This is a genomic window from Sphaerochaeta sp. UBA5849 (assembly GCA_002432715.1).
Classification (GTDB): Bacteria; Spirochaetota; Spirochaetia; order Sphaerochaetales; family Sphaerochaetaceae; genus Sphaerochaeta.
Genome location: DJGJ01000054.1, coordinates 1 through 25,830, shown reverse-complemented (window position 1 = coordinate 25,830; position 25,830 = coordinate 1). Strand labels below are relative to the sequence as shown.

The 25,830-nt window shown below is 52.4% G+C and carries 22 protein-coding genes; 8 read left to right on the top strand and 14 right to left on the bottom strand.

The window, feature by feature from the left end; all coding sequences use genetic code 11:
• Positions 1-19 precede the first annotated feature (19 nt).
• The 9 genes from B3K89_RS09415 to B3K89_RS09375 form a co-directional block, all read right to left on the bottom strand.
• A complete protein-coding gene (locus B3K89_RS09415) occupies positions 20-2,854 on the bottom strand; it encodes a diguanylate cyclase domain-containing protein (RefSeq protein WP_345907324.1) in 2,835 nt (944 codons plus the stop codon).
• Between the two features lie 310 nt (positions 2,855-3,164).
• Positions 3,165-4,169 carry a substrate-binding domain-containing protein gene (locus B3K89_RS09410; protein WP_293895160.1) on the bottom strand — a complete coding sequence of 335 codons (1,005 nt, stop codon included), beginning with the start codon at positions 4,167-4,169 and terminating at the stop codon, positions 3,165-3,167.
• Positions 4,170-4,184: 15 nt separating this feature from the next.
• Complete coding sequence (locus B3K89_RS09405) at positions 4,185-5,156, bottom strand: ABC transporter permease (RefSeq protein ID WP_293895157.1); 972 nt, start codon at positions 5,154-5,156, stop codon at positions 4,185-4,187.
• A gap of 6 nt (positions 5,157-5,162) precedes the next feature.
• Positions 5,163-6,668 (bottom strand): sugar ABC transporter ATP-binding protein, encoded by a 1,506-nt coding sequence (locus tag B3K89_RS09400; protein WP_293895154.1) that lies wholly within the window; start codon positions 6,666-6,668, stop codon positions 5,163-5,165.
• The gene (locus tag B3K89_RS09395) at positions 6,668-7,660 is read right to left on the bottom strand and encodes a sugar phosphate isomerase/epimerase family protein (protein ID WP_293895152.1); all 993 of its coding nucleotides are present in this window, start codon (positions 7,658-7,660) and stop codon (positions 6,668-6,670) included. The genes B3K89_RS09400 and B3K89_RS09395 overlap by 1 nt, the downstream gene beginning before the upstream one ends.
• A 23-nt stretch (positions 7,661-7,683) precedes the next feature.
• Positions 7,684-8,826 (bottom strand): Gfo/Idh/MocA family protein, encoded by a 1,143-nt coding sequence (locus B3K89_RS09390; protein WP_293895150.1) that lies wholly within the window; start codon positions 8,824-8,826, stop codon positions 7,684-7,686.
• A gap of 119 nt (positions 8,827-8,945) precedes the next feature.
• On the bottom strand, positions 8,946-9,776 hold the full coding sequence (locus B3K89_RS09385; protein WP_293895148.1) for a sugar phosphate isomerase/epimerase family protein: 831 nt from the start codon (positions 9,774-9,776) through the stop codon (positions 8,946-8,948).
• The gene (locus B3K89_RS09380) at positions 9,773-10,729 is read right to left on the bottom strand and encodes a Gfo/Idh/MocA family protein (RefSeq protein ID WP_293895145.1); all 957 of its coding nucleotides are present in this window, start codon (positions 10,727-10,729) and stop codon (positions 9,773-9,775) included. The genes B3K89_RS09385 and B3K89_RS09380 overlap by 4 nt, the downstream gene beginning before the upstream one ends.
• Positions 10,729-11,733 (bottom strand): LacI family DNA-binding transcriptional regulator, encoded by a 1,005-nt coding sequence (locus B3K89_RS09375; protein WP_293895143.1) that lies wholly within the window; start codon positions 11,731-11,733, stop codon positions 10,729-10,731. Before B3K89_RS09375 ends, B3K89_RS09380 begins: the two co-directional genes overlap by 1 nt.
• Positions 11,734-11,926: 193 nt before the next feature.
• On the opposite strand from B3K89_RS09375, the gene B3K89_RS09370 reads away from it, so the two are divergent.
• Positions 11,927-12,607: a peroxiredoxin gene (locus tag B3K89_RS09370; protein ID WP_293895140.1), complete on the top strand. Its 681-nt coding sequence runs from the start codon at positions 11,927-11,929 to the stop codon at positions 12,605-12,607.
• Between the two features lie 81 nt (positions 12,608-12,688).
• Here the strand turns inward: B3K89_RS09370 and B3K89_RS09365 are convergent, their stop codons facing one another.
• Both B3K89_RS09365 and B3K89_RS09360 read right to left on the bottom strand, forming a co-directional pair.
• A complete protein-coding gene (locus tag B3K89_RS09365) occupies positions 12,689-13,300 on the bottom strand; it encodes a 4Fe-4S binding protein (protein WP_345907323.1) in 612 nt (203 codons plus the stop codon).
• Positions 13,297-13,626 (bottom strand): cupin domain-containing protein, encoded by a 330-nt coding sequence (locus tag B3K89_RS09360; RefSeq protein ID WP_293895134.1) that lies wholly within the window; start codon positions 13,624-13,626, stop codon positions 13,297-13,299. Before B3K89_RS09360 ends, B3K89_RS09365 begins: the two co-directional genes overlap by 4 nt.
• Before the next feature lie 84 nt (positions 13,627-13,710).
• On the opposite strand from B3K89_RS09360, the gene B3K89_RS09355 reads away from it, so the two are divergent.
• Both B3K89_RS09355 and B3K89_RS09350 read left to right on the top strand, forming a co-directional pair.
• On the top strand, positions 13,711-14,370 hold the full coding sequence (locus B3K89_RS09355; RefSeq protein ID WP_293895131.1) for a Crp/Fnr family transcriptional regulator: 660 nt from the start codon (positions 13,711-13,713) through the stop codon (positions 14,368-14,370).
• A gap of 89 nt (positions 14,371-14,459) precedes the next feature.
• Positions 14,460-15,677 carry a hypothetical protein gene (locus tag B3K89_RS09350; protein ID WP_345907322.1) on the top strand — a complete coding sequence of 406 codons (1,218 nt, stop codon included), beginning with the start codon at positions 14,460-14,462 and terminating at the stop codon, positions 15,675-15,677.
• Between the two features lie 3 nt (positions 15,678-15,680).
• On the opposite strand, the gene B3K89_RS09345 is transcribed toward B3K89_RS09350, so the two are convergent.
• Together B3K89_RS09345 and B3K89_RS09340 are read right to left on the bottom strand one after the other, a co-directional pair.
• Positions 15,681-16,457, bottom strand: a complete 777-nt coding sequence (locus B3K89_RS09345; RefSeq protein WP_293895125.1) for a GNAT family N-acetyltransferase — start codon at positions 16,455-16,457, stop codon at positions 15,681-15,683.
• Positions 16,454-17,317, bottom strand: coding sequence for a DUF2156 domain-containing protein (locus B3K89_RS09340; RefSeq protein ID WP_293895122.1), 864 nt, complete (start codon positions 17,315-17,317; stop codon positions 16,454-16,456). Before B3K89_RS09340 ends, B3K89_RS09345 begins: the two co-directional genes overlap by 4 nt.
• A 727-nt stretch (positions 17,318-18,044) precedes the next feature.
• Here B3K89_RS09340 and B3K89_RS09335 point away from each other — a divergent pair.
• The gene (locus B3K89_RS09335; protein WP_293895116.1) at positions 18,045-20,177 is read left to right on the top strand and encodes a KamA family radical SAM protein; all 2,133 of its coding nucleotides are present in this window, start codon (positions 18,045-18,047) and stop codon (positions 20,175-20,177) included.
• 3 nt (positions 20,178-20,180) lie between these two features.
• On the opposite strand, the gene B3K89_RS09330 is transcribed toward B3K89_RS09335, so the two are convergent.
• Positions 20,181-20,666 carry an FUSC family protein gene (locus B3K89_RS09330; RefSeq protein WP_293895113.1) on the bottom strand — a complete coding sequence of 162 codons (486 nt, stop codon included), beginning with the start codon at positions 20,664-20,666 and terminating at the stop codon, positions 20,181-20,183.
• A gap of 114 nt (positions 20,667-20,780) precedes the next feature.
• Here B3K89_RS09330 and B3K89_RS09325 point away from each other — a divergent pair, with 114 nt between their 5' ends.
• The 4 genes from B3K89_RS09325 (at position 20,781) to B3K89_RS09310 (ending at position 25,545) form a co-directional block, all read left to right on the top strand.
• Positions 20,781-22,898, top strand: a complete 2,118-nt coding sequence (locus B3K89_RS09325; protein ID WP_293895111.1) for a substrate-binding domain-containing protein — start codon at positions 20,781-20,783, stop codon at positions 22,896-22,898.
• Positions 22,895-23,314, top strand: coding sequence for a response regulator (locus B3K89_RS09320; protein ID WP_293895109.1), 420 nt, complete (start codon positions 22,895-22,897; stop codon positions 23,312-23,314). The genes B3K89_RS09325 and B3K89_RS09320 overlap by 4 nt, the downstream gene beginning before the upstream one ends.
• Before the next feature lie 59 nt (positions 23,315-23,373).
• On the top strand, positions 23,374-24,330 hold the full coding sequence (locus tag B3K89_RS09315) for a D-2-hydroxyacid dehydrogenase (RefSeq protein WP_293895107.1): 957 nt from the start codon (positions 23,374-23,376) through the stop codon (positions 24,328-24,330).
• Between the two features lie 75 nt (positions 24,331-24,405).
• Entirely contained in the window at positions 24,406-25,545 is a 1,140-nt protein-coding gene (locus tag B3K89_RS09310; protein WP_293895106.1) for a type III PLP-dependent enzyme, read from the top strand.
• Positions 25,546-25,830: the final 285 nt, after the last annotated feature.

Here is a 25,830-nt window from a genome sequence, read left to right as displayed (position 1 = left end):
AGGACAGATGGAAAGAAAGTCAAGCTTTGTTGAGGACCTTGGTGATGAAGGTTTCGATCAAGTCAGGATTGAACTGGGTGTTCTTGCGCTCTCTGAGCACAGCAATCGCCTCCTCTTCGCTGATGCACTCTCCATGCAACCTGGGTCCGACATAATCGGCGTAGGAGTTTGCAATGGCAAGAATCTGAGCCTCCTGGGGAATGGCCTCATGCTTCAAACCTTGAGGGTAGCCGTTGCCGTCCCAGCGTTCGTGGTGATGCAGTACCGCCACAGAGAAGGATGCATACTCTCCAACCGAGCGCAGGATGTTGTACCCGATCTCGGCATGGCGCTTGAACTCAAGGTTTTCACTGCGGGTCATCTCCGAGCTTGACTTCTTGATGATTGCCGGGGAGATGGCGATTTTTCCCAAGTCATGATAGGTGCCTGCAAGTCGCAGTTCCTGGATCTCATGTTCCTGATAACCAAGAACCCGGGCGAACGAACCAGCCAGGTCGGCCACCTTGCGGCTATGCTCTTCGAGGGTGGGGTCTTGGGAGAACAAGCGCTCAAGCAGTGAGGAGATGACCTGCTTCTTGAATGACAGGCTGCTGGCGAGCTTGTTTTGGTACATCACATCCTCGGCTGTCTTGAAGGTGTCCTCGAATTGGTCCTCCCCCTCTTCCTTCACTGCGTACCCGAAGGAGACCGAGACCTGGATGCCTTTGATATGCTCTTTCTCAAGAGCGGTGTTGAGGCGTTTGACGATGGCTTGGGCATGGAGGGCATCGGTCTGCGGCAACAGGAGGACGAATTCATCACCCCCGATGCGGCTGATGATGTCGTCCTCGCGGCAGGTTTTGCGCATCACCTCGGCAACCTTGCGCAGCAGCTCGTCCCCGGCCTCATGGCCGAAGGCGTCATTGGTCAGCTTCAGGCCGTTCACATCTGCAACGACCAAGGTAAGGGGGTAGTAGGGTTCTGAATCCACTTCATGCTTGACCTGATCGTAGTACCGGCGGTTGTTCAGGGTGGTCAGGGGATCGGTGAAGCTGAGCGAGAGAATCTCATGCTGTTTTTTCCGTTGCTCAGTGCTGTCGCGGAAGACCAGCACCACTCCGGTGATGTTCCTTTCGGCATCGAGGATGGGGGCAGCACTGTCATCAATGTACCGTTCGAAGCCGTCGCGGGCTATGAGGATGGTGTCCTCTTCCAGTTCAATGGCATGCTTTACAGCAAGAACCTGTTCTACAGGATTGGGGCATGCCGATCGGTCCTTGCCGTACAGGATCTTGAAGATTTCCTCGAATCGCCTTCCTTTCGCTTCCTCTGCATTCCAGCCGGTAAGTATCTCTGCTGCCTTGTTCATGAATTGAACATTGCCGTGTGCATCGGTGCTTATTACTCCGTCACCGACGGAGAGCAGGGTAGTCTCAAAGAGGTTCTTCTCATAAATGAGCTGTGCCTCGGTTTCTTTCTGGTGGGTGATGTCGTCGATGATCATCACAAAATAGCTGTATCCTGGACTGAACGAGGAGATCCTGAAGAGCCTGCCCAGGCCGGCATTGTACGCTTCGAAGATCATTGACTTCCCGGTTAAGGCGACCTTGCCATTGTATTCGAACCAATACGGCTCCACCACATCGATAATTTCAGTGATTCTCTTGCCGACAGCGTTCTTGTTCTCAAGGCCCGTCTGTACTTCAAAGTTCTGGTTGACCCTCAGAATGCGGTAGTCGTTGGGAACCCCGTTCTCATCCAAGAGAATCTGGCAATAGGCAAACCCTTGGTTCATGCTCTCAAATATTTTACGGTTCTCTTCCTCGCTGCGTGCCAAGGCCTGGGCGTCGGCCACCCGCTTGGAAATATCGGCATGGGTGCCTGTCATGATGACGGGATTGTGTTGGTCGTCCCAGGTTATCACCTGCCCGCGATTGAGAATCCAGACCCAGTGACCGTCCTTGTGCTGCATGCGGACGTCGCAGGAGTAGAAGTCGAGCTGACCGCTGAAGTGTTGCTGAAGCTGCGAAAAGGAACGTTCAAAATCCTCAGGTTCGGTCAACCGCTTGAAGGTCTCGATGGTGACCGGCTCGAGTTCTTCTTTCGTGTAGCCAAGCAGGGCCGCCCAGTTGTCGTTGATCTGGATTGTTCCGGTTACAATATTCCACTCCCAGGTGCCCAGATTCGAGCCCTTGATAATCGAGGCGAACCGGTCGCGGGTCGAGCGAAGCTCACTCTGGTCGCGTTCCTGCTGGCGGCGGTAGCGGTCCAGACGAATTACCGCCCCACGGCCTGCAAAGAAGGTGATGAGTATGATCATTACAGGACCGAAGAAGGTGACAAATTGATCGAGATTATACCAATAATCTACTTCCTGCTGCCGGATTGCCAGCAGTTCATATTCGCTTTTCTCGATCTCGTCGAGGATTGTTTCCAACTCCCGGGAGATGGTTTTTGAGACTTCCATCAGGTGATTGAGTTCATCCTTCTCAAAGTATGTGGACACCTCCCCGGTAACGGTGTCACGGAATGCAAGCATCGGCTGTACTGCTTGGACGATTAATTCATCGAAGGTGGTCTTCAATTTCTCCAAGCGCTGTTGTTGCACCTCGTCGTCACGGGTGAGTATGCTCAGTTTGATATGGTGTTGGTCGAAGGAGTAGGCGCTGACTCCGATCTCTTGCAAATAGCGCCGGTCACCAGTTAATAGATAGCCTTGTTCGGCTATGCGGATATTGTGAAAGGTTCGCATCAGGCTCTTGGTTTCGGTGATGACATCATAGGTATGACTGAGCTCGCGATTGGTCTCAATCGCGTGGGTGGTCAAGCTCAACTTGATGTACCCAACAACCAAGAGGGCAATTAGGATGAGCACCAAACCGATGATGAATCGTCGAGTAATGCTCTGTTCTTTAATTGGGTATGTCTCCTTTCCTTTTTCATATAATACCCATATAAAGGATTGCATAACAAGAGTTTTCCTATCTGTGCAAACGCTATCGGTGCATCAATGTGTAGTATGTATTTTCCAATCGATGAAAACAATACATGATAGGGGAGCCTGTCTCATAATTCCAGCAGAATTGATGTTTCTGTCCAAAAGCATTAGGGAGTTGCCTTGGTTGCAAGAAAACAGGCTGTTGGAATTCCAACAGCCTGAAAAAGGTGATGCATGCTCATCCGATCTAGAAAACAGAGTCCTTGTCGTAGAAATTCATGACGTTGTTCTTGTCGACCAACACCGAAGGAAGCACTACGGCGGTAGGAGACTTGGCGGTATGGAAGGCATCACTCTTCTTGCCTTCAACCACATCGAGACAGTACATGATCGCATCATAGACCATGGACGGGTGGTACGTGGCGGTTGCCTTTACCAACGGGTCGTTGTTGATGATCATCTCATAGGCAGCCTTCGATCCTGCACCGCCGAATACCAGCTTGATATCCTTGCGGCCGCTCTCCTTGATGGCCTGCAGGACACCGATCATGACATCGTCGTCCTGGCAGTAGACAGCATGGATCTCTGGATACTTCTGGATGTAGTTCTCCATCAGCTCAAGTCCCTTCTGCGTGGACCAGTCGGCGAAATCATAGTTCCTGCCGCCGGCGAGGTTGATCAGCGTCGGCTCTTTGGCCATCTCGTCGAAGAATGCGTTCATGCGCTCTCCATCGATGACGACCGGCATGCCGCCCATTGCAACATACTTGGTCAGTTTGTTGGCTTTCATGTAATCACGTACGAAGGCGCCGGAGACCTTGCCCATTTCGTGGTTGTTGCCGGCAAGGTTTACATACCCGAAGGTGGTGTCGGTCAATCCACGGTCAACAACGATGCACTTCACTCCAGAAGCATGAGCTTCCTTCACCACAGGAGTCAGCGGGGCGGACTCGTGAGGAAGGACTACCAGATAATCCATACCCCAGACCATCAGGTCTTCGATATCGGAAATCTGTTTTGCGTAGCCGTCGGCATGGAGGACCTTGAACTCATACTTGCCGGGATACTTCTGCTGGAGTTCCCTCACTGCCTTGTCAGCCCACCAGCCAATGCCGCCGGTCCAGCCGTGGTCGGGAGAAGGTACTGCAATACCAATCTTCGGAACACTTTCTTTTGGTTCAGAAACGCCTTGGGCAAAGACCAAGCCTACCGAAAAGACCAAGCAAAGAACAATTACCAATACTCTCTTCATTTCCAATCCTCCTGTTTATTTGTTACCGTTGTTGTACTGAAGCAGTACCGCAACAATAATCACGAAACCCTTGACAGCCTGTTGCAGGAAGGCACTGATGCCTCCCATGACAAGCATGTTGTTGATGATGCCCAACATCACGGCCCCCATCATGGTGCCGATGATGCTGCCCTTGCCGCCGCTCATCAGCGTCCCCCCGATGACCGCTGCTGCAATGGCATCCATTTCATACCCCGCACAATCGCTTGGATTGATGCAGTTCAGCCTGCTCGACCACATGATTGCCGTAATTCCTACCGTGAATCCGGTGATGACATACGGAAAGAACTTGATTACAGCCACATTGATGGCCGAATACTTGGCCACCTGCTCATTGCTGCCTGTAGCACAGATATACCGCCCGAAACTGGTATGGTTGAGCAAAATATGCAGGATGATGCCTACGATGACGAAGAACCATACGGGAGTCGGCAGTCCGAGGATCGAACTGCTTCCCAATTTGCCGTACCCCATGTTGACCGAAAGGATGGTCCCTGCATTGGAAAAGTACTGGATGAGCGACCGGAATATGGACATGGTGCCCAAGGTAACGATGAAGGGTGCCATCTTGAACTTGGCGACCATAATGCCGTTCAGCGCACCACAGAAAGAGCCGAAGACCAGTGCAAACAGGAAGGTCAGCACGATTCCCATCGTCGAAGTCGGGCCGAAGAGGTTGAGGAAGAAGATGGAGATGCCTCCCACGAATGCCGTCATGGACCCGACCGAAAGATCGATGCCGCCGGAGATGATGATCAGCGTCATCCCCAAGGAGATGATGCCTGTATAGGATATTTGCCTGAGAATGTTCGTAAGGTTCCTGAATTTGAGGAAGTTGGGCCACCCGACGATGGTGGCGATGATCACCAGGATGATGAATGCCATCCCCAGCGAGTGGTCCTTGAAACGAAAGTTGCGTACATATGCAATGATTTTATTTTCACCCATCTTGCTCTACACCCTTTTTATCCCTGTTGCTTGGAACACAATGTTCTCTTCTGTGACCTGTCCTTTCTCCAGGCAGCCGGCCACTCTTCCTTCACGCATGACATAGACCCGGTCGCACATGCCGATTATCTCTTCCATTTCCGAAGAGACGATGATGCAACTGATCTGCTCTTGTGCAAGGCGGTGGATGAACTCGTAGATTTCCTTCTTCGAGTTGATGTCGATACCGCGCGTCGGCTCATCAAGTATGAGAATCTTGGGATCGGTATCCATCCAGCGGGAAAGATAGACCTTCTGCTGGTTGCCGCCGCTGAAGAACCTGAGCTGTGACTTTTTGGAAGCAGCCACAATCCTGAACTCCTTCATGTAGTGTTCAGCCGCTTGAGCCTCCTTGGCCTTGTCGATCAAGCCGCATCTCAGGTACTTCTCCTTCAGGGAAATCAGGGTGATGTTTTTGGGAATGTCGTAGTTCATTACCACTCCCTTTCCTTGGCGGTCCTCGCTGATGTACCCAAGCCCATATCGTACTGCATCCTTGGCGCTACGGATTCGTACGGTTTTGCCTTCGATGCGCACCGCCCCCTTTTCCGCCTTTCTCAGGCCCATCAAGGCTTCCATCGTCTCGGTGCGCCCGGCACCCACCAGGCCTGCGAACCCCAAAATCTCCCCCTTGCGCAAGAAAAAGGAGACATCCTTGAGCAAGGAACCCGAACAGAGTTTTTCAACTTCAAGAATCACGTCCTTGCCGGTACTGTCGATCTTTTCAGGAAAGACCTGGTTGAAATCACGCCCCACCATTTTTTTGGCTAGAATCTGGGAAGAGAGGCCCTTGACTTGGTCGATGCTGACCAGCTTTCCGTCGCGCAGCACCGTTACCCGGTCGCAAATGGCCAGGATTTCCTGAAGCTTGTGCGACACAAAGAGTATCGTCACTCCCTTCTGCTTGAGCTTGCGCATCAAATCGAAGAGCGTTTGAATTTCCACCGCGGTAAGGGTGGTGGTCGGCTCATCAAAGATCAGGATCCGGGCATCGAGAATCATCGCTTTTGCAATCTCGACCATCTGCTTCTCGGCTACTGACAACTCGCTGACCATCCTGTTGACATCGAGAGGCATCTTCAACAGGTTGAGCTGTGCCTCAGCTTCCTTGCGCATGGCACTCTTGTCCAGCAAGATTCCCTTGTGCAGCTCGCTTCCAAGAAAGATGTTCTCATAGACCGTTAGGTAGTTGATCAGATTGAATTCCTGAGGAACAATGCCGATCCCCAGGCTTTTTGCGGTGATGTAATCGGGGATTTCGGTGACCTTCCCTCCAAGACGGATGACTCCATCCGTCTTCTGGTAGATGCCGCAGATGATTTTGATCAACGTCGACTTGCCGGCACCGTTCTCCCCAATCAGGCCCATGATCTCCCCCTCCTGAATGCTGAAGGAGACCCGGTCCAGGACCCGTACGGATGAGAATTCCTTGATGATTCCTTCCAGCTCCAGAAGGGTTGCGCGCTCGCTCATCAATTCTCCATTGCCCCGTCAAAGTCAACGTTCGAAGGATCGAAGTCAATCTTTCGTACCAGAGCAAGAGCTTCCTTGGCACCAAAGAGCCTGTCCATGCCGTTGTCTTCCCACTCGACGGAAAGCGGTCCGCGGTAGCCTGCTGCATTTGCCTCGCGGATGATCAGGTCGAAGTTCACATCGCCATGCCCGGGGGAGACGAAGTTCCAGCCGCGCCTCAGGTCCCCGAAGGGTAGGTGCGAACCCAGAATTCCGCTTCTTCCATCAAGTTTGACCATGCTGTCCTTGATATGCACATGGTAGATCGAGCAGGCAAAGTCACGGAAGAAAAGTGCGGGGTCGATACCCTGCCACTGCAGGTGGCTGGGATCGAAATTCAAGCCCAGGGTTTTCCGTCCCTTGAAGGTTTCCAGCAGTTTGACGGTGCTGTAGTAGTCATAGGCGATCTCGGAGGGGTGGACTTCGAGGGCGAATTTCACTCCCTGCTTGTCAAACTCATCCAGAATCGGTGTCCATAAGCGGAGAATCTCCTGATAACCGTCCTCGATCAACTTGCTTGAATTGGCAGGAAAGGAGTAGAAGTACTTCCAGATTGGGGAACCCATGAAGCCCGTCACTACCTTGCACCCCATGTTCTTGGCTGCCTGGGCGGTATACTTCATCTGCTGGATTCCCCAGTCCCGGATCGCTTGGTCATTGCCGCTAAGATTCTTGGGGGCAAAGCCTGCGAGACGAGGATCGCCGAAGGCATCCCCGACGCACTGGCCGGCCAGATGGTTGCCCAGTGCATAACAGCCGAGATTGTATTTTTTAAGGATTGCCAGCTTCTCTGCGACATACGCAGGGTCCTTGGCGGCTTTCTCGACGTTCATATGATCACCCCAACAGGCGATTTCCACCCCGTCGTAGCCCATTTCACTTACTGTTTTGCACATCACTTCAAAGGGAAGATCAGCCCACTGACCAGTAAAAATCGTCACCATCCTTGCCATATCGCTCTCTCCTTATTCCTTCATTACTCAATGTCGATCCATACAGAGCCTTTCTTGCTGCTCTCGACACACTTGTTGATGAAAATCACACCCTCAAGACCCATTTCCACACCGGGGAAGTCCAAGTCGGAAGCGCTCAACTTTTCACCTTTGAGGTGCTTGGACAGGGCGAGGACAAAAGGTTTGTAGATATTTGCGAAAGCTTCGAACAAGCCCTCGGGGTGCCCGCTTGGAATGCGTGAGTATTGCTGCGCTTCGGCTGCGAATTGATCGCGTCCGCGGCTCCATTTCTGCTTTGGCCCATCATGGGGGGTGAAATAGAAGTGGTCGGGGTCTTCCTGCGCCCAATCGAGGCCGCCCTTTTCTCCGAACACCCTGAGCCTGAGGGCATTGTCGTAGCCGAAGGCTATCTGGCTCGACCAGTACAGCCCCTTCGAGCCGCCCTCGTATTCCACCATCACCGAAGCATTGTCGTCCAGCGTACGTCCGTCCACCAGGGAATCAAGCCGGGCGCAAACGCGTTTGATCTTCAGGCCCGTGACGGTTGCGACCAAGTTCTCGATATGACTTCCGATGTCCCCAAGACAGTTGGAGATGCCTGAAATCTTTGGATCCATGCGCCAAGGAGCTATCGAGCTATGCTCATCGATGGGGTTGGCAAGCCAATCCTGAGGGTATTCAGCATTCACGAAGCGAATCTTTCCCAAAAGGCCGTCGGCTACCATTTTACGCATCTGTTTTACGGCAGGGTAGCCGGTATAGGTGTACGTGACACCGAACAGGAGATTCTTCTCCTTGCAGATCCGGGCCAACTCTTGGCTCTGTTCGATGGTCCAGGTCAGGGGCTTGTCGCAGACAACGTGGATGCCTTCCAACAGAAAAGCCTTGCAGATGTCATAGTGGGAGTTGTTGGGAGTGACGCATACGGCAAATTTGATGCCATCGTTGCGCTTTGCTTCTGCTTTGGCCATTTCCTGGTAATTGGAGTACAAGCGATCAGAGTCGATGCCCAATTCCTGCCCAAAGGCCTTTGACTTTGCAGGATCTTTAGAGAAACAACCCGCTTTCAGAACTGCAAGGTTGTCAATACGGAGAGCTTTTCGATGCACATCACCGATGAAGGCTCCTTTTCCTCCTCCAATCATTCCGTACGGAATTTGTTCCATGGTCCCTCCTATGCACGCACGTGCATAACATGCTGAAAACCCGTGCGTTTCTATTTTACGAGTTTATGGTACCACGTTTTTGCTCTTTCGCAAGGAAAAATGACAGAAAGAAATACACATCAATGCCTGCAGGCTTTGAGGTAGGAAAGGGCTTTCACTTTGCCTTCAATGTCCTCAAAGAAGGAGGAGCTCGTGGTTTCCAGGTCAATGCTCCCTCTATAACCACCTTGTTCGAGCAGAGCACAGAGTGAATGCCAGTCGGTATCACCAAGGCCGGGAAGGGTGGTATGGATGGCTTTTCTCTTGGCAAACAGCCCGAAGGTTTTCAGTGTTTCCCAGTCGACACGGGCATCCTTGCCATGAATGTGCTTGACTTTATCCAGCCACCGGGAGAGCTGGGCAACCGGGTCGACGAACGCTTCCACCTGGTGGCAGGGCTCCCACTCCAGGCCAAGACTCTCATTGTCAAGCGTGGAGAACAGGAGGTTGAAAGCATCATCGTTGATGGCAATATTCCACTTGCCCTGCTTCCAGGTATCCCCGAGTCTGCAGTTCTCCATGAGCAGGCCTTTGCAGTCGTTTTGATACGCCAGATCCAGCAGTTCGGAGAACAAGGCTTTCCAACTCACAAGAGAATCTTCCACCGAAGCACCAGGCACTCTTCCTGCAAAACCGGTTACAAAAGGATCCCCGAAGCGTGATGCACTTTCGATGAGGCGCTTCCAGCCTTCGGCGGTTTCTGCTTTCTGCAAAGGATTGCCCCAGATTGAGAGGGCTGCTACCTCAAGGCCCGCTGTTTGCACCTCTGCAGCCAAAGAATCCAAGTCACTATCTCCAAGGGTCTCCCAGAAGCTGATCGAGAGTGTTTCAAACCCCAACTTCTTGAGCAGTCTCAGCGTCTCTTTGTCCAGTTCATGGGCACCAACCAAGGCTCCAACTGCAATGCTCATCCGATCATCTCCTCCAGCAGGCCCTGAACCGAGAGTCCGTCCTCCAGGTTGGGCCTTCCTGCTTGGTCCAGATCGACCCAACGCACAAAGGTTTGATAGGTTGATGGAGGTGCAGGTGCACTGACGTGATAGCTTTCTCCCCCACCAGGAGCAACAAGAATCTGCTTGCGGTCGAGTGAGGTGTTCATCTCCAAGGTGGCCTGTGTTCCCACAACCTTCAACTGCAGCGAATCGTCGGATTGCTTGTCGGCATAGGAACAGCCAAGGATGCAGGGAACATCGTTGCCGACTTTGAGCTCTCCCTGGTATTCGATCAATACCTGGTCGGTGACGGTAGAGAGGGTTTTTACAAAGCATACCGATCCAAACAGGAGCAGGAGGAGATCCAGCAGGTGACTGCCCAAATCGGCGAGACACCCACCCCGATTATGGGAGGGAAGCAGGCGCCACTTCCATCGGAAATCCTGCTCGGGATCTCCCCATACATGACTTTGCTGCCAACTCTGCAGATACATTGCCTCAACACGCATCAGGGCCCCAAGCTTCCCAGTGTTGAGTACTTCTTGGGCTGCCGCCAATGCCGGAATGTTGCGCTTGGAGAAGTTTACCATGAAGGGGACATTGAAAGAGGCCTCATCGAGCTGCCGGGCCTGCTCAAGGCTCGTACACAACGGTTTTTCACAGAAGACGGCAAATCCAAGCTGAAGTGCCAGCAGACAGCACTGATGGTGGAAGGCATCGGGAAGACAGCAACTGACAGCATCGGCCCTGCCTTGGAAACGGGAGAGCTGATCGACGTCTGCATAGGCTTCAGATACTGCGTAGGTGGAGCAGAAATGGCTTCGGTGCTCGTCGTTGTGGTCGATGGCTCCGACCAACTCAACTCCCAGTTCGATGAATTTCTTGGCTTGGTAGGTACCCATGCCCCCGCAGCCGATCATGATCAGTTTCATCAGGCACCTCCGTATCGCGTGGTGGACTTGCGGATGACGAAGTCGGTATCAGCCCACTTCTGCTGTCCGGCCCTTCCCTGCTCGATCATGCTGACCAACATCAGGACTGCTTCTTTTCCCATCTCGGTGATGGGATGGTTCACTGTGGTCAAAGGCGGGGCGCTGGTGCTTGCAGGCTGGAAATTGTCATATCCGATGACCGAAATATCCTGCGGCACCCGTTTTGTGTGTTCACTGCAGGCTTGGAAGAATCCGAAGGCTTGGCGGTCGCTGGCTGTCATCACCAATGACGGCCCGTTTCTCAGCTGGCTGAAGGCGTCAAAGCCCGAACTGCGCGAGAAGTCACCTTCAACGATTGTTGTCGTACAGTGGTGGTGTGCCGCCAATTTCTCGAACATGGCCAGCCTGTCCTTGCCGTTCTTGAACTGCAGGTCTCCGGTAATGTAGCCGATGTGTGAGTGGCCCAATCCAATTGCATGCTCGAAGGCTTTGGTCATGCCCACATCCGGTCGCGCATAAATGCTGGCCGCACCTTGTTGATAGTTGTTGACCAGGACAAAGGGAAGTGAGTGGTCAATCAAGGGCTGCAGTTCCGGGAAATGGTCCTTGGTGATGGCGAAGACCAGGCCGTCAAAGCTATGGCTGTTGATGAGCTCCTGATAGGAACGATACCGGCCCAAATGGTTCTCGAAGACGATGCTGATCGTATAGTTGTGTTCAAGGCTTCCCAGCAGCAGGCCATCGAGCAACGAGGGGAAGTAGGGGCGGGTGAAGGGCATGATTGATGGGTAGAAGGGGACCACAAAACCGATGGCGAAACTTCGGTTGCTCGCAAACAAGGTGGCGGTGCGGGAGGGGAAATACCCCAGCTTCTCTGCAGCCTGCCTGACCTTCTTCTTGATCTCTTCACTGATCAGAGGGGAGTTGTTGAGTGCACGCGATACCGTCGATTCCGATACCCCTGCCGCCTTTGCAACATCCTCTCTTCCAACATTCTTTCCCATGCAGGCAAGTGTAGCATGGGTTTCCTTGCTTGGGTACGGTTTTCCAAGAACACAAGCTGTCGGCACAGAACACTGGAAAACAGATACCCTACAGTTAATGAAATAAATTATTAATAAGTACTTGATATTATTAATGAGATTGATTACTATCAGCTCATCAGATATCACAACAAAACCCAAGGAGATGCACATCATGGAAGAAATGCAGAACACCGGTACCAGCATGCCTTTGATCGGTGACAAGGCTCCCGCTTTCAAAGCGGTTACCACCCAAGGACCGATTAGTTTTCCCGAGGATTACAAGGGCAAGTGGGTTATCCTTTTCAGCCACCCGGCAGACTTCACACCCGTCTGTACCACCGAATTCATGACATTCGCCTCGATGGCTGATGAGTTCAGATCCCTGAACACCGAGTTGGTCGGTCTTTCCATCGACTCGCTGTATGCCCACATCGCCTGGCTGAGAAAAATCCAGGAGCTTGAGTGGAACGGCATGAAGCATGTTGAGGTGAAGTTCCCGGTCATCGAGGATATCAAGATGGATGTCGCCCGCAAGTACGGCATGGTCCAGTCCCAGTCCTCCACCCAGGCGGTTCGTGCGGTCTTTGTCATCGACCCCAACGCCGTCGTGAGAACCATTCTGTTCTATCCCGCTTCCACCGGCCGCAACTTCGACGAGATCAAGCGCGTCGTGCTCGCCCTTCAGAAGGCAGACAAGGAGCAGATCGCCACTCCTGCTAACTGGAGACCCGGTCAGGATGTCATCATCCCCACCCCCGGCAGCTGCGGGACGGCCAAGGAGCGCATGGAGAGCAAGGACGAGAATCAGTACTGCCTTGACTGGTTCCTCTGCTTCCGTAAGGAAACAAAGTAAATAAACAGAAGAACAGCTGGTGAAATACAGGCAGGGAGAGCAACCGCTCTTCCTGTTTGCAGTATCCACACGAGGTAGTTGTTATTTGTAGGAAATCGCACCCTTGGTGCATACGCGCTCGCACTCATGGCACACCAGGCACTCGCTCTTCACTATCCGGTGTTTCTCTTCCTTCACAATGGCCCCGCTTGGGCAGGCCTTTGCACACCGGTTGCAGTTGGTACAGAGTGATGGGTCAATGACCATGGACTTTTTAGCCCTCCTTGCCGGCAGGGAGAGGATGGTCCCGTAGGGGCAGAGCCAATGGTGCCACAGCTCTTCCTCAAAGAAGAGGGAGAGAAAGACTGCCGCTACAACAAGCGATGGCAGGACGGGAAGCTTTTTGCCGGTTCTGAAAACCACGACCATCACGGCCAGGAATCCCAGAAGCATAAGAATCCTGAATACTCCGTTCTTGAAAAAAGCGGGAGTCTTCAGGCTCTTGATCTTCAGCTTTTTCTTCAGGTAGGCCATGGGCCTTAAGATGGTGTTGATGGGACAGATCCAGCCACAGTAGAAGCGGGAGAAGATAAGGGCGAGGATTGTTGATCCAACGAAGATTGCCATCCAGACCTGCACCTTCCCTTGGATGAGCAAAAAGACAAAGAGAGCCAGGAATACGACCTGAACGGTCCGTTGTAGTACTTTTTTCATAGAGTTTGTGCCTTGTATACCCGTGGGTGGGGTGCCTTTACGATGAAGAATTCCAACACTTGCTTGCTTGTATTCGAAATATTCATTTTGATGTGGCATGGTATATTCACCACCGAAGCCTGATAAGAGTGTGCCTCCTGGTCTTCCAGCTGAATCGTGAGGCTGCCTTGTACAACAATCAGATAGACGTTCGAATCGGAATAGTGTTCAGGTAGTGCATCACCTGGTGCCAACACTACGTGGTTGATCATCGCAGTGTCGTCTCCGATCAGTTTCTCTATGACCTTCTCATTGCTTTGCGTGTAGGTATAGGGCTTTTCAATCATGGAATTCTCCTTCTTGCAGTAAAGCTAGTATAGGAAACAAGAGCGCGATAGACTGTTACATATGCTACACTTTTGGAGGTTTGCATGGAAATTGCACGCTCACTGTCCAAGGTTGCCCTGTTCCAATGCTTTTCAGAAGAGGAGTTGTCTCAGTTTCTCAAGGAAGGCGGCATGAAGCTCATGCACTATGCAAAGGATCAACTGGTCGCTTTGCAGGGCGACGCATGCACCTCCCTCGATGTGATAGTGGAAGGCAGGCTCTCGCTGCAGAGCATCGACGAGCAGGGGACCGTCTTCAAAGCCAGAGTGCTTGAGGCAGGAGAGATCTGGGGGGCGACTTTGCTCTTCAGCAGGTACAACCAGTATCCGCTCCAGGTTGTTTGCGACCGAGCATGCTGCGTCATACGGATCAAGAGAAGTGTGGTGTTGTCCCTGTGTTCAGCCAAGCCGGATTTTCTGGTGGGGTTGCTGCAAATCATCAGCGACCGCACCTATGAACTGGGCCTCACCGTAACCAAGCTCAATGAGCAGACGCTCAGGCAAAGCCTGCTCGATTACTTGAGCCGGCTTTCCCTGCAGCAGGGCAGCGATATGGTGACCTTGCCGATGAGCAAGACCGAGCTTGCTCATCGGCTTGGGTATGCACGCACTTCCCTGAGCCGGGAGCTTGCATTGCTGAGAAACGAAGAGTTGCTTTCCTTCAATGGCCGGCAGGTGCATCTTCATATTTCTTCAAAGAGTTAAAGAGTAGGTGAAGATATGCTTGCAGGTGTTGCCTTCCTACCCCTCTGTTGCTATAGAAATAGGTAACAAGAGATGAAGGAGGATTGCCTATGAAGCGAACACGTATACTCTTGATGATTAGTCTACTTGTATTGGTTGGAATGGCATTCTTGGCAGCCTCTCCGACCGCTGAGAAACAGTATGCTGCTCTTCAGACTTCGGATATCACAGCCACGAGTCTTGAAGATCTGAGGAAGTCCATCGATACCCTGAAGCGAGCGGTGGTACGCGAACAGGACGAAGCGTACAAGAATCTTACCCAGGCGCGGGCCAAGGGCGATAGAGATGCCTACCGTGAAGCTTGGGAGAATCTGGACAGGCTTGCAAGCTACCAGATGACCAGCGCTCAGACCGATGCACTGCTGCAGAGGATTCTGGCCCTTGATGAGCCCGAGCGAAGCGAGTATGCCGCATGGCTCTATCAAACCAGCCCCCACTATAAGCCGTCGCTGACGCTCGACTTCTCTGCCGAGGATGAGACCTACAGCTACAGCTATCGTCAGCAGATTCGTCGCGAGCCGGGGTCTGAGATCACCCTTCCCGACAGTTCCCAGATCAGGCTCAATTCAGCTCGCCTAGGCGTACTTGTCGGTTGGGGTTTGACCCCTGATGAGGTCACTTATCAGCCAGGGGAGACGATCACCATGAGCTATACCGATCAGACGCTCTATGCCATCTACCAGAGCGGGGTCAGGTTCGTCGACGAAATGAACAAGACCGATATCTTCTTTGAGGAAGGCAAGGTCGAGGTTCCGACGCCTACCAGTGGTGATGCATCGGCGATTTTCGCCGGTTGGTATGACCGCACGACAGGAAAGCTCATCACCGACCCGTCTACCTATACTGTAGAGGGGAAAGGGGCGCTCTTCGAGGCGTTATGGAAGCAACTTGCAATCGAGGATGTAACTGTCCTCTACTACGACCGGACAAAGCTTCCAACCAACACCCAGATCGGTATCGGGTTCTCCTACACCAATACGGGTAATGTGAACCTCACAGGTCTGAAGGCGACGCTTTCATCTGAGAGTGAATATGTCAGGATGTTGAAGGGTGAGCTTCAGCTGGGTCGACTGTCCGCAGGGCTTTCCAGTACGAACAACAGTCGCTTTGCAACCAAGTCAAAGCAGGCGGTTCGCGGCGAGGCCAATACATTCCGCTTCATTGTAAGCGATTCGGCACCTGCCGGTACGGTCCTTCCTTTCACCCTGACGATCACCAACGACAGGGGAGACAGCTGGACTCATGCTTTTGAACTTACCGTGCGTTAGGCCTTAGTATTGTTCAGCAATATACACACCTTGCATGGCTTTGTCAGTGCTCATCCCCATCGGGATGGGCACTGCTTTTTGTCTGTTCAGCGACATGGCAATGAACGAATTCTCAAGGGCGTGTACTTCTGAAACCCCGTGACCGGCAAGCAAGGCCAAGAGCCTGGTTGCCGCTGTCTTGCTGGTTGCACAAGCCTCGACAGCCTTGCCTTCGCTGATGAATGCATAACCGTTTTCAACACAGAGTGTCTGATAGCCTTCGGTCAGGAACTTCCAAGCCTCCTCATCGCGAAGCAGGCAGCCGCTCTGATCATGTTCGGCTCGGTAGAGGCTGTCCAATTGTGAATACTCGATCGGAATGGAAACATCCGAGGATGGAACAACACCCTCCAAGGAAAATGAGAGAACCGAGGAGGTGGTGAAGTATCCATGTGCTTCGTAGAAGGGCCTGACTGCAGGAAAGAGCGTGATGGGATGGTCGTATGCCCTCTTCGTTGCTGCAAGCAATGCTCCCATGATGCCTTGCTTTCGGTACTCGACGTATGTTGCAGCACCCACAATGAAGGAACATGGCTTAATCGCTCCGTGTTGCAGGTAGTGGGCGGGCAGGGCGTGCAGGGCACTTACAATGTTGCAGTCCTTGCGTGCTACGAAGATGTGCTCGCTGGCAAACCGTGTGGAGAAGAAGTGCTCAAGAAAGACCGGGTCTTCCGAGAAGACAGTCGACCAAAGTTGCTTGAGAGAGGAAAAATCTTCTTGGCTTGCCCGTTCTATGATCACTGTCTGGTAACCCTGTACTTTTCGACCATGAGGTCGGGTTTGTAGGAGAGTTTGGCTTTTCTCAGGCCTTCGACTCCCGCGTCCTCCTGTCGGTTGACATATTTGACATCGGAGAGGTACTGGGAACAGAAAAGCTGGTTGATCACCGAATAGATGCCGATGTACGAGGTGTCCCCCTTCTCAAAGTGTACGATGGCCAGTTGGTCGTCGATGATTTCACCAACGGTAAAGGCTGTCAGATGATGGTCTACGCAGACCAGCATGCCCACAAGGCCAAGTGCATCCCAGTTGTCGAATGCGAGACGCATCGCCCTCAGTTCATCCTGGATTTCCTTGGTGTTGCTATTCTTGGTGTCGACCCAGGTGGTGGAGGCCATTGTATAACACTCGTCACGCATCTCCTTGGTGGAGAGTGAACGTACCGAGTAGGTGTAGTTGCGCTCGAACTGGGAGATATGGTTTCGCTTTGCCTGCAGTTTCCTGCCTCTGAGGTGTATGAGCTTCTCGCTCTCGTAAAGGTAGTCATCCAGTGCACGCACATGTTCGATGGTATAGCCCATCTTCTCAAGTTCCAGGGCTTGTTCTGAGGGAACGCACTCGAGGTGAAAGCGTTGACCGCTTTCAGAACAGTGTGCTTCAAGCTCCGCTATTGCCTTGGGTAGGTCGTCGGTTATGGGGAGAAGGAAGCAGTCGTCAACATCCAGGTGCATGTACAGAGCGGTGTCTGTTTTGCAGATGGTCAATCCGATGGCTTCTTTCCAAAGGACTGAATAGGAAAAAAAATACTCGTAGGCAAAGTACTTGCTGTACGAGGGGAATAGTGGTTTGTCCGCAAAGGACGGTGTATAAAAGTGTAGCATGATACCTCAAATATTTGTATATACGCATGTATTGATACGTCGTTTCGCACCAATAGTCAAGGCAAAGAGGCCCGACAGAGCTAAGATACTACTTTGAGCGTAGTGGGGCAAGGAAGAATACTGACTGTGTGCTTTCAATTTGTACTGGTATTCTTGGTGGTTTGGTGTGAGGACTTCATGAGGAGCCCAACGATGTACGTGAACAAGCAACGGTTCTCTTGAGAAAAACCGGAAAGGGAGCGATTTCTTCTGATGCCGATTGGGATTATTGGGTTGTTACCGTCCCTGACGATGGTAAAACCCACTCGTTCAGGATTAAGGACCTTACGGGAAATTTGCAATTGATGCTGTATGCATATTCCACAGACAATGTAAGGATTGATGGTTCGGTTGCGTACGAGACGAGCATGCATGAGAATCCTCTGAAGTCTGAAAGATCTGATCTTTGGTCGGAAGAGATTCATATAACAGTACGTGACCGACTTGTTCTCTATCTCTTGGTGCAAGTCCAGGCGGTTGAAGGAAGTATAGGTTCCTACACTATCGAACATGTAATAATTGACTAATTGCAACATGATTCCCTGATTTTGTTGCATACGTGCTTGTGTCATCTTTTTGGTGTTGCATGGAGTGAAATTTGACTGATTGTATATTTTTAAGTATATATAATATAAGTAATAAGATAGAAACCTTGACACTTGGCAAACTCTCCCTGTATCTTTAGTGCATGAAAACACACGACGAACGCATTACTGAACTTGTCGCCAAGATGAAGCAAGACAACCCCGAGGTTGTCGCCCTGTTCCTTGACCAAAAGCTTGATGATGCGGCCCTCGTTGCGCACCTGCGTGAGCATTTTTCAGCTGTCATGCAACAGCATTACCCCAAGGCTTGGGCCTATTATACCAGAGAGGAGCAGACCGAACAGGACTATTACAAACTGATGAGTACATCCATGGCATACCTTCGTATCATGGATTACCTGGACCATGAGGGCCAGGCATTCGAGGATGGAAACCTCCATGGGCAGAAGGTCGTTTCCCATCCAATCGGCTTGCTTCGTAGTGTCCTGCTGGGCAAAGAGTGTTCCTGCACCGTTGATTTTGTAGAGGACATGGCACACCTGCTGGCCCAACTGAGCGGTGTGGAAGAACGGGAAATCCCGCCACGAAGCAGAGTCTTGGAGTGGATGGAACGCCATCCCAGCGGCCTTGATCAAGAGGTCATTGCCTGGAGGGCAAAGAACAAGGAGCGCATCGTACAACTCTTGATCGAGCGGATCGAGGATCAGGAAAAGCCTCGGGCGTTGTATCAATTCAAGGAAGGGATGACGGCAGCCGAGAAACGCAAACAGGTGTTGCTGTGGTGGAAGGATGATCGGTTCCATTTGCATTTTGCCATCAGAAATGCCGATGATTTGAACCGCTACCTGGATTACAGCATGGATGAAAAGACCCTCGGCATCATGCGCGAAGCAGAGCGGAAAGGGATTCCCATCTTCGCCACGCCGTACTTTCTCTCCCTGATCGACACCCGCCCGCTTGAGCGTCAGGAACATCCTCACAGTGACGAAGCAATTCGCAGCTACCTCTTCTACAGCCAGGATCTGGTTGAGGAGTTCGGCTCAATCGTGGCATGGGAGAAGGAGGACATAGCAAAGCCCGGCGAGCCAAATGCCGCTGGCTGGCTGCTTCCCTCCCACAACGTTCACCGCCGCTATCCCAATGTCGCCATCTTCATTCCCGATACCATGGGAAGGGCCTGCGGAGGTCTTTGTGCCTACTGCCAGCGGATGTATGACTTCCAGGCAGGCCGCTTCAACTTTGAACTGGAGAAGCTGCGACCCAAGAGAAGCTGGAAGGACCAGCTTGAGCTGAACATGGAGTACTTCAGAAACGATCCGTATCTGTGGGACATCCTCATCACCGGCGGCGATGCATTTATGAGCTCGGTTTCATCCTTGAAAACCATTTTGGATGCCGTGCTGGTCATGGCAAAGCAGAAGATAGAGGACAACAAGGCTCGCAGCCTTGATGAACAATACGCGCCAATGAGACGGGTCCGCCTGGGGACCAAGATACCTGTGTATCTTCCACAGCGGGTAACGACCCAGCTTGCCCAGGTGCTGGCCGACTTTAAAGTGAAGGCGGGGGAGGTAGGCATCGACCAGTGTGTTGTGCAGACCCATGTCTCCTCGGCGATGGAGGTGACTCCCGAAACCAAGAAAGCAGTGCGCAGGTTGCTCGATGCCGGCTGGGCGGTCACCAACCAGGAGGTCTTCACTGTTGCAGCAAGCCGCAGGGGCCATTCGGCGAAGCTTCGCAAGGTTCTCAATGACATCGGGGTGCTTCCCTATTACAATTTCAGTGTCAAGGGCTTCAAGGAGAACCGCGAACTGTTTGCGACCAATGCCCGCAGTACGCAGGAGCAGGTCGAGGAAAGTTCCATCGGTCAAATAGCCCAACGCTACCATGCCACCATCCGCACCTTCATGCAGGACGCAGAGAAAATGGTCGAGCAGATCGACTCGATCCGCAAAGGTGATGAGATTCCTTTTATCTCCCCCGATCGCAACACCCTCAACCTCCCCGGAGTCGGCAAGAGCAATACCTACCGAACCATCGGGATCACGGAGGACGGCAGGCGCATCCTCCGCTTCGAGTTCGACCATACCAGGCCTCACAGCAAGGTAATCGAGGACATGGGGTATGTAATTGTCATTGAATCCAAATCGATAGCCTACTACCTCAACCAGCTTGCAGAAATGGGTGAGGATGTCAGCGAATACGCCACCATTTGGGGATATTCTGCAGGCAGCCTGGAGCCCAGGAGTCCTGTGTTCGAAGGAATGACCAAGTAAGCGTCAACGTTCCTTTCCAAGCAACCGCTCAACGTATTGGAAGGAGAGGGTGAGTGCCAAGCCGACCAGGCAGCCCAGCAGTACTGCTGCGATGCGCTGCAGGGCATAGGACCACATGGGCTTGCCCATCTCCTGCAGCAGTACGATGGCCAGGGCCGCCAACGCGCTTCGTGTGGAGGTGGGAATCCTGAGGATTGTGCAGACAGCTATGGTGAGCACCACCCCGACGCATAATTGTGTCAGTTGGTTGAGCGGCAAGGTGAAGCAGGACAGTCCTATCAGAGCCCCGGTGATATTTGCCTTGATCCGTGCAATAGGCAGTGAGATGGAGTTGTCCCAGTCGGGGGCCAACACCAACAAGAGGCTCACGATCGACCAGGAGAGATAGTACTGGGGAAAAGCTTTGTAGAATCCATAGCAAACTATGGTTCCGATGAGGCATTTGGTGATATAGAGCAGGAAAATGGGGTTGAAGAGCTGTCGTTTCATGCAGGCAAGTATGAAGAGGCTGTGTTTGCTCTGTCAAGGAACAGTGGGTATGAACTGATAATAGCTGTAAAAACATCCATCATATCTCTGAATGTGGGCTATACTCTCAACTATATGGGAACTGCAGAGCCGAAACGAATTGGGTTTTTGGCAACCCAGTTTGATGAGTACTATCAGAATCTCGTCTTTCACGGCGCCTTGGAGGAAGCAAGGCGCTATCCCGTGCAGCTCATCTTCTATGAAGGGAGCAACACTGAAACACTTACCAAGTCGGGGGCATTGGACGATACAGCCTTCAATCTGGCCGCAAAGACCCGGCTTGATGGTCTGATCGTCATGACCAATACCATGGGCTCCTCATTTTCGCGGGAGCGCATCGCCGGCTATCTGGCTTCCTTCTCCCATATGCCCATCGTCTCGATCGGCCTGGAATTCGATAACGTGTACACCCTGCGTCCCCAAGCAGGTTGCGGCATGGTTCAGCTGACCAGCCATCTGGTGGAGGTGCACCACCGCAGGCGGTTCTTGTTCCTTGCAGGGCCTGAGGGACACCCGGAGAGCGAAGCACGCAAGAGTGAGTTTTTACATACGCTGTCCGAACTCCTTCCCGAGGCTGAACCTGTAATACTCTATGCAGATTTTCTGGAAGAGCGGGCATATGAGACAACAATCGCTTTGATCGAAGGACACTGGAACTTCGATGCAGTCGTTGCTGCCAATGACCAGATGGCTTTCGGTTCCATCAGGGCATTGGAGGAGCATGGAATCCGCGTACCTGCCCAGGTATCGGTAACGGGCTTTGACGATATTCCCTACAGCGTCCTCTCCATTCCCGCCCTTACCACCATCCATCAGCCTACCAGTGAACTCGGAAGAAGAGCCATCGGTTATTTGACAACGGAACTGGGATTGGGTTCCTCCGAACCGACCAGCATGGTCGCCGACCTGAGCACATCCTTTGTCATTCGGCAGAGCTGCGGCTGTATGAACGGCGGTACGGGGGATGCAGCATCCACAGTCGACCAACTGCAGATGCGTCTGAGAAACCTGTTCTCCTTGCAGGTTGGAGAACGTTCACGTTCAGCTTTTCTCAGGCGTATCGAAGCCGCTGTTGTCAGGACGTTCAAGCTCGAGGAGATACTCGTTGAATTGTCCCATGGCCTGAAGCGGTTGGGTATTCGGTTTGCGGCTGTGGTAATGGTCGATGAACGCAGGAAAAACACAAGCCGGGCAAGTCTTTTCATGCTCCTCAATGGTGAGGAAGTCCAGATTTTTACCCCCAACGGGCAACAGTTCTCCACCCGTTCGCTGCTTCCCCAAGGCCTCCCCAAAGATTTTCAGGCTTATGTATGCGAATCCCTGCAATTCGGATCGGAGCAGATGGGGTATTTCATCTGCACTCCCGATGCCAAGGACATGCATGTGTATGCCTCGCTTCGGGATCTGATCACTACTTCCATGAAAGGGGCCTTGATCATGTCCTTGGAGAAGGACCGTGAACTTATCCTGCAACGGGAGGTGCATGAGCGCACCGGCGAGCTTGTGGCGGCCAACAAACAACTGAAGAGAGAGATTGCCCAACGCAAGGAGCTCGAGCAAGAACTGTTGGAGGTTTCGAATAACATCATGACCCGCATCGGGCAGGACATCCACGACGATTTGTGCCAGGATCTGGCAGCACTGGGAATGCTTGCCGCTACGCTTGAGTCGGCGCTCAAGAAGACAGAATTGGCCGGAGCCCGGCAATTGGCCAAGAATATCAGCGAGTCGGCACTCAAGAGTGCCTATACAGCCAAGCAGATCGCCCGGGACCTGTTCCCCTCCGATCTGCAGGACAACGGCTTTGTTGCTTCCGTGATGCAGCTGGTGAAGTCGAAGAACGTCACCGATGGAAATATGGTCACCCTCGAAATCCAGCCGGGCTTCCACATTGATGACAAGCAGCAGGCAATTCAGCTGTATCGCATTATCCAGGAGGCGTTGAACAACGCACTCAAACACGCAAAAGCCACCCGGATTACGGTCAACTTGCTGCATGATGAGCAATCGGCAACGGTGGAGGTTGTCGACGACGGGGTAGGCTTTGAAGTGAAGAAAGGCAGGACGGCAAGCGGTATGGGAATGAAGATCCTTACCTATCGAGCCAACCTGATCGGTGGTGACCTGCATATCGCATCGTCTCCTTCTGGAACGGTGGTCAGCTGCAGGGTTTCCCTGCAGGAGGGTGCATGAAAAAGAATACGTTTGTCATTATTGACGATCATCCGCTCTATAGAAGCGGTATAAGCGCACTGGTGCGTGAAGGATTGGGTTTGGAGTGCATCGGCGAGGCCGGGTCCCTTTCGGAAGGGAGGCAGCTGCTCGATGCCGTTGACCCGACACTTGCAATCGTCGACATCTCCCTGTTGGGTGAGAGCGGACTGACACTAGTCAGTGAGTGCAGGACCCGCCATCCCAAGCTAAAAATCCTGGTGGTCTCCATGCACGACGAAAACCTCTATGGGGAACGGGCCATCGCCAGTGGTGCGAACGGGTACATCATGAAGCATGCAAGTCCCGCCGTCCTGCTTGAGGCGATCAAGCACATTCTTCGTGGCAAGCTGGGGATCAGCGAGAATCTGAAGCAGCGGATGGCAGATAGGGTATAGGCAGATTTTTCCTGCCCTTTCGTGCTATAATTAGGAGAAACCATTGTAAAGGAGCTTCCATGCAGCACACCATTGTTATTCTTGATGGCTATACCGAAAACCCTGGAGACCTGAGTTGGGACGGCTTTGCCGAGCTTGGGTCCCTGACCGTCTACGATCGAACCAAGGAAGAGGATATTCTCTCTCGTATCGGTGATGCCGATATCGTCATCACCAACAAGACTCCACTGAGCAGGGAGGTTATAGAGCAGGCTCCCAACATCAAATATATCGGGGTGCTCGCCACCGGCTACAATGTAGTCGATACCCAGGCGGCGAAAGAAAAGGGTATTCCTGTTTGCAACATCCCGACCTACGGCACCGATGCCGTCGCCCAGTTCGCCTTTGCCCTGCTTTTGGAAATCGCCCATCATGTCCAGCATCACAGTGATGCGGTCAAGCAGGGACGGTGGACAAGCAGTCCTGATTTCTGTTTCTGGGATTATCCGCTCATCGAGCTTGCAGGCAAGACCATGGGCCTTATCGGCTACGGCAGGATCGGTCAGGCTGTGGCAAGGATCGCCCGTGCTTTCGGCATGCTGGTCATTGCATATGATTCCTATCAAGATCCAAAACATCAGGATGTGTATGTGTCGCTGGATGAACTGCTGCAGAGAAGTGATGTAATCTCCCTGCACTGCCCGCTCTTTGAGGCTACGAAGGGAATCATCAACAAGGACTCCATTGCAAAGATGAAGGACGGGGTGATCATCCTCAACAACAGCCGCGGTCCTCTGATCGTCGAGCAGGACCTGGCCGATGCATTGAACAGCGGCAAGGTGTATGCGGCAGGATTGGATGTGGTCTCGACCGAACCGATCACGAAGGACAATCCTCTTCTTACTGCAAAAAACTGCCTGATCACTCCCCACATCAGCTGGGCTCCGAAGGAGAGCAGGCAACGGCTTATGGACATTGCAGTCGACAACCTGCGTTCATTTCTTGCAGGCAAGAGCCAGAATGTCGTGAATGCTTAGGTGAACGTATTGGTCTTCCGGTTGACATAACGAACCTGAAATTACATAGTCAGCCATATGAACATACCTGAAATAATGTCTAAGGAACGGTGGCAACGGGTGCTGGAACATTCCCAGGGCCGTGAGACACCGTTCCAGCTGATTCTCTCCGACGTAATCGAAGAGAAATACCATGAGCTTCGCCAGGCGCTTCCGTTTGCGAAGGTGTATTATGCGGTGAAAGCCAATCCCGCGCCGGATGTTTTGCGCTTGCTTGACCGTCTAGGGTCGAATTTTGATGTGGCATCGGTGTATGAGCTGCGTCGGCTGCAGGAGCTGGGGATCAGCGCCGATCGCATGAGTTGCGGCAATACCATCAAGAAGTTTGAGCATATCAAGGAGTTCTATGCTGCCGGTATTCGATTGTTCGTTACCGATAGTGAAGGGGATTTGAGAAATATTGCGATGGCCGCCCCCGGCTCAAAGGTCATGGTCCGCCTGATGGCCGAGGGAGCCCAAACTGCCGACTGGCCGCTTTCCAGAAAGTTCGGCTGCAGCCCCGATCTTGCAGGAGACCTGCTGGTGCTGGCACGAAAGCTGGGCCTGCAGCCTTGGGGCCTCTCGTTTCATGTGGGATCGCAGCAGCGTGACATCACAGCTTGGGACAGTGCTCTCTCGAAGGTCAGCTATCTCTTCACCTGGCTTAAGGAGAATGAGGATCTTACCCTCTCCTGCATCAATATGGGAGGAGGGTTCCCTGCCACCTACCGCGAACGGACAAACCCGGTTCAGACCTATGCCGATGAGATCAAACGGTACCTGGAAGAAGACTATGGGGATGTACTGCCTGAGATAATCATCGAACCCGGACGTTCGCTTGTTGGTGATTCCGGGGTGCTCGTCTCGGAAATTGTACTCATCTCCCGTAAATCCCGAACGGCGCTTGAGCGGTGGATATACCAGGACTGCGGCCGCTTCGGCGGGCTTATGGAAACCCTGGGGGAAGCCATCCACTATCCGATACGTTGTGAACGCAACGGGCCTCAGGAACAGGTAATTCTTGCAGGACCGACCTGTGATTCCATGGATACGCTGTATGAGGATTACCGCTATGATCTCCCCCTGAGCCTTGCTGTTGGAGACAGGCTGTATTGGCTTTCCACAGGAGCCTACACCAGCAGTTACTCCGCCATAGAATTCAACGGGTTTCCGCCGTTGCAAACGGTGGTGATCTGAGAACCAGGCAAGGTGATGTATGCATGTCTCCCCAAAACTGAATCGTGCATGTTCTTTCGGTCTACCTCTTGGTAGGCTTTTTTGTGTGTATACCGACAAAATATAACGAAACTTGAAATATATAATAAGTAATATATAAAATATAATAGATAGCCTTGAATCTATAATTTTGGTTGACAATTGTCTCCTCTGCCCGTACTCTATTGATAAGGGCATTCTTGTTCGTGGCGATTGAACGAGTCTGCCTGTATGAAACGAATGATAATTCTGAGGAGACAGCATATG